Origin of the sequence: Blastococcus sp. TF02A-26 (genome assembly GCF_003319125.1) — a bacterium.
In the GTDB taxonomy this organism is placed as follows: Bacteria; Actinomycetota; Actinomycetes; order Mycobacteriales; family Geodermatophilaceae; genus Trujillonella.
In genome coordinates, this window is the sequence record NZ_QOHG01000030.1 from 1 (window position 1) to 12,814 (window position 12,814).

Sequence of the window (12,814 nt, forward strand, 5' to 3'; positions counted from 1 at the left end):
GAACCCGAAGATCCGCAGCACACGGGGTATTACTTGGCACTGACTTTCGGCACGCTGTTGAGTTCTCAAGGAACGGACGCGCGAAGAACCAGGCCCCTTCTGCAGGAGCCTTCGTCAACTGCGGCTTGTCCCACTGTACGCCGGTCTCGGAGGCTCGTGACCCGGGGGTCTTAGCTCGCTCCGCGGCCCTCGCGGGCCCGACTGGCAACAGGGAGAACCATACACGCCTCTGAGGAGGCGTGCACGGGGGGTCTCCCAGGGGCGGTCGTGCGGGCCCGCCGACCCTGGGGCTGCGCAGGAAACCGCAGCTCAGAGCCCGAGGAGGGACTCGATCCCGACGGTGAGCCCCGGCCGCCGGCGCACCTCGCGCACCGCCAGGAGGACGCCGGGCATGAACGAGGCGCGGTCGTAGGAGTCGTGTCGCAGCGTCAACGTCTCCCCCTCGGCGCCCATCAGCACCTCCTGGTGCGCGACGAGGCCGGTCAGCCGCACCGCGTGCACCGGTATCCCCTCGACGTCGGCACCGCGGGCACCGGGCAGCGAGTCGGTCGTGGCGTCGGGGACGGGCGGCAGCCCCGCGGCCCGCCGCGCGTCGGCGACGAGCCGCGCGGTCCGGACCGCGGTCCCGGACGGGGCGTCGACCTTGTTCGGGTGGTGCAGCTCCACGATCTCGGTGGAGGGGAAGAAGCGAGCCGCCTCCTGCGCGAAGCGCATCAGGAGGATGGCGCCGATCCCGAAGTTGGGGGCGATGACGACCCCGAGGTCGGGCTTGGGCTCCAGCCAGGCGCGCACCGTGTCCAGGCGCTCCTGGTCGAAGCCCGTCGTCCCCACGACGCAGGAGATGTCCTGGTCGATGCAGAAGCGGATGTTGTCCATGACCACGTCGGGACGGGTGAAGTCCACGACCACCTGCGCGCCGGCGTCGGCCACGTTGAACAGCCAGTCCCCGGCGTCGACCATCGCGACCAGCTCCATGTCGTCGGCGGCGTTGACCGCCTTGACGACCTCGGCGCCCATCCGGCCCCGCGCGCCCAGCACCCCCACCGAGACGAGGGGTGACCCCCCGTCGGGAGCGGGTGCGGGCTGGGGGTCGGAACCGGTGCTCGTGCTGGTCACCGGCTCAGGCTTCCCGTCGGCGCCGCGGGACGCAAGGCGCGGTCCGTCTACCGGGACGAGCGGGCCCGGCTGATCCCCGCCCAGGCGGCGAGGCCGAGGGCGATCCCGAGGACGTCGGCGAGCCCGTCGGCGACGGAGCCGGACCGTTGCAGCGGAGCGACCGCCTGGACGACCTCGCTGACCACCGCGTACCCGACCAGGAGCGCGGCCAGGGTCGGTGTCCGCACCCCGGCCCACCGCCCGGCCAGCGCCAAGGCCGCGAACAGCGCGAGGTGGACGAGCTTGTCCACACCGGGTGGCGACGAGGGGACGTCGTCCCCCGGCGCGAAGAGCACGGCCAGCGACACCAGCACGGTGATCGCGAGCACCCCGCGGGACAGCGCCCCGTGGACGGCCAGGACCGGTGGGGACATCAGAGCTTGTCGAGGTCGGACTCGCGGTAGGGACCGACGACCGCGAGACACGTGGGCCGGGTCAGGAGGTCCGTGGCGACCGCGCGCACCTGGTCGGGATCCACCGCGTCGATGCGCGCCAGCACCTCCCGGACCGGTACGTACTCGCCGTGGGCCAGCTCGCTCTTGCCGAGCCTGGTCATCCGGGAGCCGGTGTCCTCGAGGCCGAGGACCAGTCCCCCGCGCAGCTGACCGCGGCCGCGGGCGACCTCCTCGGCCGTGAGGCCGTCGGCGGCCACACCGGCGAGCTCCTCGCGGACCAGGCGCAGCACCTCCGGCACGCGCTTGGGCGAGCACCCGGCGTAGACGGAGAAGGCCCCGGTCCCCGCGTAGTGCGTCAGCGCGGAGCCGACGCTGTAGACCAGGCCGCGCTTCTCCCGGATCTCCTGGAACAGCCGCGAGCTCATGCCACCGCCGACGGCGGTCTCGAGGACCGCGGCCGCGTGCCGCCGCTCGTCGTGCCGGCCGATCCCGACGCTGCCCAGCAGCAGGTGCGTCTGCTCGGTCTTCCGCCGGATGAGCCCGGTCGACCGGGCGGGCCGGTCGAGGACGACGTCGTCCCCGGTGCGCAGAGGCGTCGGCTCGGCCGGACCGGCGAGCCGCTCGCCGAACGCCCGCTGCACGAGGTCGAGCACCTGCTCGTGGGTGACCCGTCCCGCCGCGGCGACCACGATCGAGGGAACGGCGTAGCGGCTGCGGTACCAGCCGTCGACGTCGTCCCGGGTCAGCGACTCGATCGACTCCACGGTGCCCAGGACCGACCGGCCCAGCGACGTGCCGCCGAAGAGCGTCTCGGAGAACAGGTCGTGCACCGCGTCGGCCGGCTCGTCGTCGCGCATGGCGATCTCCTCGAGCACGACCGTGCGCTCGCTCTCGAGGTCGTCGGCGGTGTTGAGCGCGTCGGTGACCAGGTCACCGAGGATCTGCACCGCCAGCGGGAGGTCGCTGGCGAGCACGTTGGCGTAGTAGCAGGTGTGCTCCTTGGCGGTGAAGGCGTTCATCTCACCGCCGACGGCGTCCATGGCCGTCGCGATCTCCAGGGCGCTCCGGGTCCGGGTGCCCTTGAAGAGCAGGTGCTCGAGGAAGTGCGAGGAGCCGGCGAGGGCGTCGGTCTCGTCGCGGGAGCCGACACCGACCCAGATCCCGATGGTCGCCGAGAGGACGCCGGGCATCGTCTCGGTGAGCACCCGCAGGCCGCTGGGCAGCCGCGTGCGCTCCACCCGCCCGCCGACGTCGTCGACGTCCAGCACCTCTGTGACACCGGCCGGGGCCGGGACCGACGCGGAAGCGCCGGCCCCGGCCCCGGGGGTGTCGTCGTGCGTCGTGGTCACGCGTCCTGCGGCGCGGCCTCGGCAGGGGCGGCCTCGGCCGGGGCCCCGTCGCCGGCGCCCTCACCGTCGGTCGCCACCGGGACGAGGCTGATCTTGCCGCGGGCGTCGATGTCGCTGATCTCGACCTGCAGCTTGTCGCCGACGTTGCAGACGTCCTCGACCTTGCCGATGCGCTTGCCGCCACCCAGCTTGCTGATGTGGACCAGCCCGTCCTTGCCCGGGAGCAGGGAGACGAAGGCACCGAACGGCGTGGTCTTGACGACCGTGCCGAGGAACCGCTCGCCGACCTTGGGCATCTGCGGGTTGGCGATGGCGTTGATCCGGTCCACCGCCGCCTGGGCCGACGGGCCGTCGGAGGCGCCGACGTAGATCGTGCCGTCGTCCTCGATCGTGATGTCCGCGCCGGTCTCGTCCTGGATCGCGTTGATCATCTGGCCCTTGGGGCCGATGACCGCGCCGATCTTGTCGACCGGGATGCGCACCGTGGTGACCCGCGGGGCGTAGGGGCTCATCTCGTCGGGGCCGTCGATGGCCTCGCCCATGACGTCGAGGATGTGCAGCCGGGCCGCGCGGGCCTGGGTGAGCGCACCGGCGAGGACGTCGGAGGGGATGCCGTCGAGCTTCGTGTCCAGCTGCAGCGCCGTCACGAAGTCCTTGGTGCCGGCGACCTTGAAGTCCATGTCACCGAACGCGTCCTCGGCGCCGAGGATGTCGGTCAGCGCGACGTACTCGGTCTTGCCGTCGACCTCGTCGGAGACCAGGCCCATGGCGATGCCGGCGACCGGCGCCTTCAGCGGCACACCGGCGTTGAGCAGGGCCAGGGTCGAGGCGCAGACCGAACCCATCGACGTCGAGCCGTTGGAGCCCAGCGCCTCGGACACCTGCCGGATCGCGTAGGGGAACTCCTCGCGGTCGGGCAGCACCGGCAGCAGCGCACGCTCGGCGAGCGCGCCGTGGCCGATCTCGCGGCGCTTGGGCGAACCCACGCGGCCGGTCTCGCCGGTCGAGTACGGCGGGAAGTTGTAGTTGTGCATGTAGCGCTTGCGGTTGTCCGGCGACAGCGTGTCCAGCTGCTGCTCCATGCGGAGCATGTTCAGCGTGGTGACACCCAGGATCTGGGTCTCGCCGCGCTCGAACAGCGCCGAGCCGTGCACCCGCGGGATGACCTCGACCTCGGCCGACAGGGGCCGGATGTCGGTCAGGCCACGGCCGTCGATGCGGACCTTGTCGCGGAGGATGCGCTGGCGGACGACCTTCTTGGTCAGCGCCCGGAAGGCACCGGAGATCTCCTTCTCGCGGCCCTCGAACTGACCGGCGAGCGCGGCCTTGACCTCGTCCTTGAGCGCGTCGGTGGCGTCCTCGCGCTCGTGCTTGCCGGCGATCTGCTGCGCCTGGGCCAGCTTGTCGCCGACCTGCGCCTCGACCGCGGCGAAGACGTCGTCCTGGTAGTCCAGGAAGCGGGGGAACTCGGCGACCGGCTTGGCGGCCTTCTCGGCCAGCGCGGACTGCGCGTCGCACAGCGCCTTGATGAACGGCTTCGCGGCCTCGAGGCCCTGCGCCACGACCTCCTCGGTCGGGGCGGTGGCGCCACCGGCGACGAGCTCGATCGTGCGGGTGGTCGCCTCGGCCTCGACCATCATGATCGCGACGTCGCCGTCGGGCAGGACCCGGCCGGCCACGACCATGTCGAACACGGCCTCCTCGAGCTCGGCGTGCGTCGGGAAGGCGACCCACTGGCCGCGGATGAGCGCGACGCGGGTGCCGCCGACCGGGCCGGAGAACGGCAGGCCGGAGAGCTGGGTGGAGGCCGACGCGCCGTTGATGGCGAGCACGTCGTAGAGGTGCTCGGGGTCCAGCGCCATGACGGTGATGACGACCTGGACCTCGTTGCGCAGGCCCTTGGCGAAGGTCGGCCGCAGCGGCCGGTCGATGAGCCGGCAGGTGAGGATCGCGTCCTCCGAGGGCCGGCCCTCGCGGCGGAAGAACGAGCCGGGGATGCGCCCGGCGGCGTACATCCGCTCCTCGACGTCGACCGTCAGCGGGAAGAAGTCGAACTGGTCCTTGGGCTGCTTGCCGGCCGTGGTGGCCGAGAGCAGGAAGGTGTCGCCCATGGTGACGACGACGGAGCCGGCGGCCTGACGGGCGAGCCGGCCGGTCTCGAAGGTGACGGTGCGGCTGCCGAAGCTGCCGTTGTCGATGACCGCGGTGGCGGTGGTGACCCCGTCCTCGGGGTCGAACTCGGCGGCGGTGCTGCCGGTGGTGGTGGGTGCGGACATGCTGTCCTCTTCCTACGTCGCATGCGGCGACGTCCTCTATTGGCGCTACCGCGCCGGGGTCCTCTTGTGGCGCCCTGCGCCGACTGCGCCCTGGGCGACCGGTCTTCGATCGAAACCCCCGGGACTGCCGCCCCCCGCGAGGAGGACGACGTGCCCGGAGGCCACCACCGAGGACCGGACCGCGTCTGACGGCGGATCGGCCGGGGGCCGGGGTCTCCGTGCGGCGGGTGCCGGACGGAAGAGGGGACCGTCCCGGACGGGACGGTCCCCTCGACGTGCTAGCGGCGCAGACCCAGCCGCTCGATGAGCGAGCGGTACCGGTTGATGTCGGTCTTCGCCAGGTAGTTCAGCAGCCGGCGACGACGGCCGACCAGCAGGAGCAGGCCCCGCCGGCTGTGGTGGTCGTGCTTGTGCTGCTTGAGGTGCTCGGTGAGGTCGCTGATCCGACGCGTCAGCATCGCGACCTGGACCTCGGGGGAGCCGGTGTCGTTCTCGACCGTGGCGTACTCGGTCATGATCTGCTTCTTGGTCGCGCTCTCGAGCGCCATCGGTCGCCTCCCGGCGGGCAGGTGTGCGCCCCCGGTCTGACTCACGGGGGCAGGTGTACACACGAATCGGGCAGAGCCCGACGCCGTCATGCTACGCGGTCCTCCCCGGGGACCGCGTACCGAGGGCCGGTCCCGACCCCCACGGGTGGGGGCCGGAGCTCAGCAGCCGAGCACCCCGCGGGCCTCGACGAGGTCGTTGTCCATCGCGGCGACGAGCTCGTCCATGCCCGAGAAGCGCAGCATCCCGCGCAGCCGGGCGGCGAACTCGACGCCGGAGTGCTCGCCGTAGAGGTCGCCGTCCCAGTCGATGAGGTGCGCCTCGACCGTCCGCCGGGTGCCGTCGAACGTGGGGTTGGTGCCCACCGAGATCGCGGCCGGGAAGCGCGCCCCGCTGGCGCCCTCGACGTCGCGCAACACGAAGTGCCCGGCGTAGACGCCGTCGGCGGGGATCGCGGTGTACGGCGCGCTCTCCACGTTGGCCGTCGGGTAGCCCATCTGCCGGCCGCGGCGGTGACCGCGGACCACCACGCCGTCGACCCGGTGCGTCCGGCCGAGCGCGGCGGTGGCCGAGCGCATGTCCCCGGCGGCGACGCAGGCGCGCACGTAGGTGGAGGAGATGGTCACCTCGTCGGCCTCCTCGGCGAGGCTGGCCAGGCCCACGCCCTCGACGGTGAAGCCGAACCGGCGGCCCTCCGCGGTCAGCGTGGCGACGGTGCCGGCGGCCCGGTGGCCGTAGGTGAAGTTCTCCCCCACCACCACGTGCGAGGCGTGCAGCGTCGAGGCCAGCACCGTGTGCGTGAACGACTCCGGCGACAGCCGCATCAGGTCCGAGGTGAAGGGCAGCACGCACATCGCGTCGACGCCCAGGGCCTCGACGAGCTCGGCCTTGCGGTCCAGCGACGTGAGGATCGCCGGGTGCGAGCCGGGGCGCACGACCTCGGCCGGGTGCGGGTCGAAGGTGAGCAGCAGGCACGGCCGGCCCAGCGCCCGGGCCCGCGCGACCGCGGCACCGATCAGCTTCTGGTGACCCCGGTGCACGCCGTCGTACATGCCGATGGTGACGACGGTGCGCCCCAGGTCACCGGGGACGGCGTCGAGCCCGCGCCAGCGCAGCACCTCAGGCGACCCGGTGGAGCCAGCCGCGGGTGTCGGCCACCCGGCCGTGCTGGATGTCGAGGAGGTGCTCGCGCAGGCGCATCGTGAGCGGTCCGGGGGCGCCGTCGCCGACGGTGAAGTCACCGGTCCGCGCCTTCACCTGGCCCACGGGGGTGATGACGGCGGCGGTGCCGCAGGCGAAGGTCTCGGTGACGGTGCCGTCGGAGACGCCGGCCCGCCACTCCTCGACGCTGAACCGCCGCTCGGTGACGCGGTGGCCCATGTCGCGGGCCACGGCGATCAGCGACTCGCGGGTGATGCCGGGGAGCAGGGTCCCGGTGAGCTCCGGGGTCACCAGCTCCGCGTCGTCGCCGGAGCCGAGGACGAAGAACAGGTTCATCCCGCCCATCTCCTCGACGTACCGCTTCTCGTGCGCGTCGAGCCAGACGACCTGGTCGCAGCCGGCCTCGATCGCCTGCTCCTGGGCCAGCAGGCTGGCGGCGTAGTTCCCGGCGCACTTCACGTCGCCGGTGCCACCGGGGGCGGCGCGGATGTAGTCCTCGGAGAGGTAGACCGAGACCGGGTGCACGCCGCGGGGGAAGTACGCGCCGGCGGGGCTGGCGATGACGAGGAACAGGTACTCGTGCGCCGGCCGGACGCCCAGGAACGGCTCGGTGGCCAGCATGTAGGGCCGCAGGTACAGCGTCTGGTCGGGGCCGGTCGGCACCCAGTCGCGGTCGGCGTCGACGAGCGCGTCGACGGCGGACAGGAAGGCCTCCTCGGGCACCGGCGGCATGGCCAGCCGGCGCGCACCGCGCGCGAACCGCGCCGCGTTGGCCTCGGGCCGGAAGGTGGCGACGCTGCCGTCGGGCTGGGCGTAGGCCTTGAGGCCCTCGAAGATCGACTGCGCGTAGTGCAGCGCCGCGGTGGCGGGGTCGATCTGCAGCGGCGCGTAGGAGGTCAGCCGGGCGTCGTGCCAGCCCTCGCCGGCGCGGTAGCGCGCCACGAACATCGAGTCGGTGAAGTAGCGACCGAAGCCCGGGTCGTCCAGCAGCTGCTGGCGCTCGGCGGCGGGACGGCGCCGGATCTCCTCCACGACCACCGGTACGCCCTCGGTGAAGATCCGCGGGGAGGTACGGCTGTCGGCGAGGGTGTCGGTCATGGCTCCTACCTGCGTCCGGGCGGGTCCGGCGACTCCCGGACCCGCCCGTCACAGTAGTCCCGGCTCCGCGACGACGGTCCGCGGACGGGTGGGGACCGGCGTCAGGCCTGGCTGTCCTGGTTGGCCTTCGGGCCGGCGTACTCGATGACCTCGTAGGACCACAGGTGCGAGGAGTTCGCCGCGGCCGGGGCGAGGGTGTCGCCGCCACCGGAGTGGGCGCGGTCGAACTCCTGGCTGGACTGCCAGGCCTCGTAGGAGGCCTCGTCGGTCCAGCGGGTGTAGACGAGGTACTGGTCGGTGCCCTCCTGCGGGCGCAGCAGCTCGAACCACTCGAAACCGGGTGTGCTCTCGACCGCGCCGGCCCGGCCGCGGAAACGCTCCTCGAAGCGCTCCTGGCGTTCCTTGGGCACGGTGATCGCGTTGATCTTCACGACGCTCATGCGGGTGCCACTTCCCCGGTCCGGCAGCCGTCAACCACGCCGCTCACCCGCCCGTGGAACCCCCGGGCGGGAAGCCGACGGCGATCCGCGCGGTGCTGCCCGCGTCCTCCAGCAGCGCCACCAGCCGGCCGGCCGGGTCCACCGCGGCGACCAGCCCGGGGGTGCCCGTCTTCGGCACCCGCTGGCCGTACCCGAGCGCGGTGGCCTCCTCCGCCGGGACGTCGCGCCGGGGGAAGAGGGTGGTGGCCGCGTCGGTCAGGCCGAGGACGCCGGGGCCGCCGCCGACCAGGGCCGCGGCGGCCTCCTCCACGGGCGCGGCCTGCTCCGTGGTGAACGGGCCGGACGCGGTGCGGCGCAGCGCGGTGAGGTGCCCGCCGACACCGAGCGCGGCTCCGGTGTCCCGGGCGATCGCGCGGATGTAGGTGCCGGCGGTGCAGGTCACGGTGACGTCGACGTCGACCAGGTCCGGCTCCGGGCGGGTGATGCGGTGCACCTCGAGCCGGTGCACGGTGACCGCACGCGGCTCGAGGACGACGTCCTCCCCCGCCCGCACCCGGTCGTAGGAGCGCCGGCCGGCCACCTTCACCGCGCTGACCGACGAGGGCACCTGCAGCAGCGGGCCGGTCTGGGCGGCCAGCGCGGTGCGCACGGCGTCGTCGTCCAGGTGCCCGGCCGGGGTGGTGCCGAGCACCTCGCCCTCGCGGTCGTCGGTGACCGTGCTCTGCCCGAGGCGGATGGTCGCCTCGTAGGTCTTGTCGTGCCCGGTCAGGTACCCGAGCAGCCGCGTCGCCGTCCCGACCCCGAGGACGAGCAGGCCGGTCGCCATGGGGTCCAGCGTCCCGGCGTGCCCGATGCGGCGGACCGACAGCGCGCGGCGGGCGCGGGCGACGACGTCGTGGGAGGTCATGCCGCCCGGCTTGTCCACCAGCAGGATCGACGGGGGGACGTCGGCGTCGGGACGGCGGGGACTCATGCCCCCACCGTCGCAGGTGCGCTCAGCCACCGGTCCCCCGCCACCCGGACGAGGACGGCGACCAGGCGCAGCGCGATGAACAGCGTCAGTCCGGTCCAGACCCCGGCCAGGCCGAGGCCCAGCGGGCCGGCGAGCAGCGACAGGGGGAGGAACCCGACGACGGCGGCGCCGATGGTCACCGTCCGCAGGTAGCCGACGTCGCCGGCGCCCATGAGGACGCCGTCCAGGGCGAAGACGACCCCGGCCAGCGGCTGGAACCCGGCGAGGAACCACCACACGAGCTCGGCCTGCTCCCGGACGGCGGGGTCGCCGGTGAACAGCGGGACCAGCACCTCGCGCAGGGCGAGCAGCAGCAGGGCGACGGCGATCCCGGTGCCCAGCCCCCAGCGGGCGACGCGGACGGCGGTGGCGCGGGCCTCGGCGGGGCGCCCGGCGCCGAGCGCGTGCCCGACCAGCGTCTGGGCGGCGATGGCGTAGGCGTCGAGGACGAGCGCGAGGAAGAAGAACAGCTGCAGCGCGATCTGGTGGGCGCCCAGCTGCGCCTGGCCCGCGCGGGCCGCGACACCGGCGGCCACGAGGAAGGCCAGCTGGAGGACCGCGGCCCGCAGCAGCAGGTCCCGGCCGAGCACCAGCTGGGCACGCACCGACCGCGGACGGGGCCGCCAGTCCGCGCCCTCGCGCACGAGCGCCCGGACGAACAGCGCCGCGGTCAGCGCCTGGCCGACGACGTTCGCCACCGCCGACCCGTTCAGGCCCATCCCGGCGGTGTGCACGAGCAGCGGGCAGAGGACCAGGCTGGTGAGGCTGCCGGCGACGACATAGCGCACCGGCCGGCGCAGCTCCTGCACCCCGCGCAGCCAGCCGTTGCCGGCCAGGGAGACCAGCAGCAGCGGCGCGCCGAAGCCCGCGATGCGCAGCCACTGCTCACCTGCCTCGGCCACCGCTCCCCCGTCACCGGCCAGCAGCCGCGTCAGCGGCCCGGCCAGGACCTGGAAGAGCAGGAGGACCCCCAGCCCGAGGGCGAGGGCCAGCCAGGTGGCCTGCACGCCCTCGGCGACGGCGCCCGCCCGGTCCCCCGCCCCGGCCCGCCGGGCGGCACGGGCGGTGGTGCCGTAGGCGAGGAAGTTCAGCAGCGCCGCCGCCCAGGCCAGCAGGCCGCCGCCGACGGCGAGGCCGCCCAGCGGCACGGTGCCGAGGTTGCCCACGACCGCGGTGTCGACCAGCAGGTACAGCGGCTCGGCGGCCAGGACCACGAGGGCCGGCAGGGCGAGCGCGAGGACCCCCGGCCGCGGTCCCGAGGACCGCGCCGTCATCGGGCCAGCTCGGCCCGGATGGCGGCGATCGTGCCCTCGCGGTCCGCGCGCGAGGTGAAGCCCGCGGCGGCGCGGTGGCCGCCGCCGCCGAGGGCCATCGCGACCCGGGACACGTCGGTGGCCCCGCGGGAGCGCAGGGAGACCGACCAGGTCCCGTCGTCCTGCCCCTTGAGCACGCAGGCGACGTCGGCCTCCGCGGTGGAGCGGACGACGTCCACGAGCGCCTCGAGCTGCTCCCCCGGCAGGCCGTGCTCGGCGGCCTCGGCGGTGCTGGACCACGTCCAGACCAGCCCGGCGCCGACGCCGGTCTCCAGCTGCGCCCGTCCGGTGACCGCCGAGAGCAGGCGCAGCCAGCCGAACGGAGCGGTGTCGAACAGCCGGCGGCTGATGTCGGCGTGGTCGATGCCGGTCCCGAGCAGCCGGGCGGCGAGCACGTGGGTGTCCGGCCGGGTGCTGCCGAACCGGAAGGAACCGGTGTCGGCCGAGAGCCCGGCGTACAGGAGGGTCGCCAGCGTCGCGTCGAGGGCCACCCCGAGACCGTCGAGCAGGTCGGCGACCAGGGTGACCGTCGCCGGGGCGCCGGGGTCGACGACGCGGACGTCGCCGAACCCGGGGTTGCTGGCGTGGTGGTCGACCACCACGGAGGTGCCGGCCCGGTCGAGCAGCGGGGCCAGCTCGCCCAGCCGGCCGGGCGAGGCCGCGTCCAGGCTGACGAGCACGTCCGGGGAGGAGGGCACCGCCGACGGCGGCACCAGGTCCGCCGCGCCGGGGAGCCAGCACAGCGAGGCCGGCAGGACGAACGGCTCGGGGAAGGTCGCGAGCACCCGGGCGCCGCGGCGGCGCAGCCCCTCGGCCAGCGCCAGGGTCGAGCCGAGGGCGTCGGCGTCGGGCTGCACGTGCGCGCACAGCACGACCGTCGCGCCGCCGGCAGCGGCGTCGGAGAGGACGCCGACCGCGGTCGGTCCCGTCCCGGACGAGGAAGCGGCCGTCACGACCCCGGGCCGGGATCGGCATGCGGCGGGGCGTTGGGCTCCTCGCGCACGTCGCCACCGGCCACCGGGATCGGGGCGCCGCCGTCGTCGGGCTCGTCGGCGGCGATGCTCGGCGTCTCCCCGATCTGACCGGCCTTGCCGCCCATCGTCGGGTCGCCGTCGCCGGGCATCTCCTTGCCGCCCAGCTCGGACCGCTCCTGGCCCTCGTCGGGGAGGTTCGGGTCGGGGTCGTTCTCGCTCATGCGGGTCAGCTCCTGGTCTCGACGGGGACGTCGGCCTCGGCGGCGGGCTCGTCGTCGCCCTCGTCGGCCTCGTCGTCGTCCTCGGCCGGCTTGCGGTAGGGGTCGGCCTCGCCGGCGTACTGGGCGCCCTCGCGGGCGCGGGCGAGCTCCTCGTCGGCGTGGCGGGCACGCTCCAGCGCCTCTTCCAGCTCGCGCGCGGTGTCCGGGACGATGTCGGCGACGAAGGTGAGCGTCGGCACGAACTTGATGCCGGTCTGCTTGCCGACCGTGGCGCGCAGGATGCCGGTGGCACTGGCCAGCGCCTTCGCCGAGTCGGCGATCTGCGTCTCGTCGCCGTAGACCGTGTAGAAGACCGTGGCCTCGCGGAGGTCACCGGTCACCTTGGTGTCGGTCACGGTGACCATGCCCAGCCGGGGGTCCTTGATCTGCATCTCGATCGCGGCGGAGACGATCTGTCGGATGCGCACCGCGAGCTTGCGGGCGCGGGCCGGGTCGGCCATCGGACCTCCTTGGAACAGCCAGGCCAGGACCTGGCAGGTGGGACTCGGCCTCAGTCGGAGTCGCTGAACAACTGCCGGTGCGTCGACAGCAGCGTCACCTCGGGGCGGTCGGCCAGCAACCGCTCGCACGCGTCGAGCACGTCGGTGACCTGACCGGCGTCGCCGGCGACGGTGGCCACGGCGACCTGCGCCCGGCGGTGCAGGTCGGTGTCCCCCACCTCGGCGGCGGCGACGGCGAAGCGCCGCCGCAGCTCGGCCACGATGGGCCGGACGACGGCGCGCTTGCCCTTGAGCGAGTGGACGTCGCCCAGCAGCAGGTCAGCGGTCAGCGACCCCGTGAACACTCGAAGGACCCTCCTGCCCCCCACCGCTCG

The 12,814-nt window shown here is 74.0% G+C and carries 14 protein-coding genes; all 14 read right to left on the bottom strand.

Going from position 1 to position 12,814, the window contains the following annotated elements; translation table 11 throughout:
- Window positions 1-309: 309 nt before the first annotated feature.
- The 14 genes from dapB to DQ240_RS22345 all read right to left on the bottom strand — a co-directional run bounded on the left by dapB (window position 310) and on the right by DQ240_RS22345 (window position 12,784).
- Window positions 310-1,116: a 4-hydroxy-tetrahydrodipicolinate reductase gene (gene dapB / locus DQ240_RS22280; protein WP_113841908.1), complete on the bottom strand. Its 807-nt coding sequence runs from the start codon at window positions 1,114-1,116 to the stop codon at window positions 310-312.
- Between the two features lie 47 nt (window positions 1,117-1,163).
- Window positions 1,164-1,529, bottom strand: coding sequence for a VanZ family protein (locus DQ240_RS22285; protein ID WP_113841909.1), 366 nt, complete (start codon window positions 1,527-1,529; stop codon window positions 1,164-1,166).
- A complete protein-coding gene (locus DQ240_RS22290) occupies window positions 1,529-2,899 on the bottom strand; it encodes a pitrilysin family protein (protein ID WP_233498913.1) in 1,371 nt (456 codons plus the stop codon). Before DQ240_RS22290 ends, DQ240_RS22285 begins: the two co-directional genes overlap by 1 nt.
- The gene (locus DQ240_RS22295; protein ID WP_113841910.1) at window positions 2,896-5,175 is read right to left on the bottom strand and encodes a polyribonucleotide nucleotidyltransferase; all 2,280 of its coding nucleotides are present in this window, start codon (window positions 5,173-5,175) and stop codon (window positions 2,896-2,898) included. Before DQ240_RS22295 ends, DQ240_RS22290 begins: the two co-directional genes overlap by 4 nt.
- 278 nt (window positions 5,176-5,453) lie before the next feature.
- Window positions 5,454-5,723, bottom strand: a complete 270-nt coding sequence (gene rpsO / locus DQ240_RS22300) for a 30S ribosomal protein S15 (RefSeq protein ID WP_014742314.1) — start codon at window positions 5,721-5,723, stop codon at window positions 5,454-5,456.
- Window positions 5,724-5,882: 159 nt separating this feature from the next.
- Window positions 5,883-6,839, bottom strand: a complete 957-nt coding sequence (locus DQ240_RS22305; RefSeq protein WP_113841911.1) for a bifunctional riboflavin kinase/FAD synthetase — start codon at window positions 6,837-6,839, stop codon at window positions 5,883-5,885.
- Between the two features lies 1 nt (window position 6,840).
- Window positions 6,841-7,980 (bottom strand): branched-chain amino acid aminotransferase, encoded by a 1,140-nt coding sequence (locus DQ240_RS22310; RefSeq protein WP_199589469.1) that lies wholly within the window; start codon window positions 7,978-7,980, stop codon window positions 6,841-6,843.
- 101 nt (window positions 7,981-8,081) lie between these two features.
- Window positions 8,082-8,420, bottom strand: a complete 339-nt coding sequence (locus tag DQ240_RS22315) for an antibiotic biosynthesis monooxygenase (RefSeq protein WP_113841912.1) — start codon at window positions 8,418-8,420, stop codon at window positions 8,082-8,084.
- Window positions 8,421-8,463: 43 nt separating this feature from the next.
- Window positions 8,464-9,393 (bottom strand): tRNA pseudouridine(55) synthase TruB, encoded by a 930-nt coding sequence (truB, locus tag DQ240_RS22320; protein ID WP_113841913.1) that lies wholly within the window; start codon window positions 9,391-9,393, stop codon window positions 8,464-8,466.
- A complete protein-coding gene (locus DQ240_RS22325; RefSeq protein ID WP_113841914.1) occupies window positions 9,390-10,706 on the bottom strand; it encodes an MATE family efflux transporter in 1,317 nt (438 codons plus the stop codon). Before DQ240_RS22325 ends, truB begins: the two co-directional genes overlap by 4 nt.
- Complete coding sequence (locus DQ240_RS22330; RefSeq protein ID WP_113841915.1) at window positions 10,703-11,698, bottom strand: bifunctional oligoribonuclease/PAP phosphatase NrnA; 996 nt, start codon at window positions 11,696-11,698, stop codon at window positions 10,703-10,705. The genes DQ240_RS22325 and DQ240_RS22330 overlap by 4 nt, the downstream gene beginning before the upstream one ends.
- Window positions 11,695-11,940: a hypothetical protein gene (locus DQ240_RS22335; protein WP_113841916.1), complete on the bottom strand. Its 246-nt coding sequence runs from the start codon at window positions 11,938-11,940 to the stop codon at window positions 11,695-11,697. Before DQ240_RS22335 ends, DQ240_RS22330 begins: the two co-directional genes overlap by 4 nt.
- A gap of 5 nt (window positions 11,941-11,945) precedes the next feature.
- Window positions 11,946-12,440, bottom strand: a complete 495-nt coding sequence (gene rbfA, locus DQ240_RS22340; protein ID WP_113841917.1) for a 30S ribosome-binding factor RbfA — start codon at window positions 12,438-12,440, stop codon at window positions 11,946-11,948.
- Between the two features lie 50 nt (window positions 12,441-12,490).
- Window positions 12,491-12,784 (bottom strand): DUF503 domain-containing protein, encoded by a 294-nt coding sequence (locus DQ240_RS22345; RefSeq protein WP_113841918.1) that lies wholly within the window; start codon window positions 12,782-12,784, stop codon window positions 12,491-12,493.
- Window positions 12,785-12,814 lie beyond the last annotated feature (30 nt).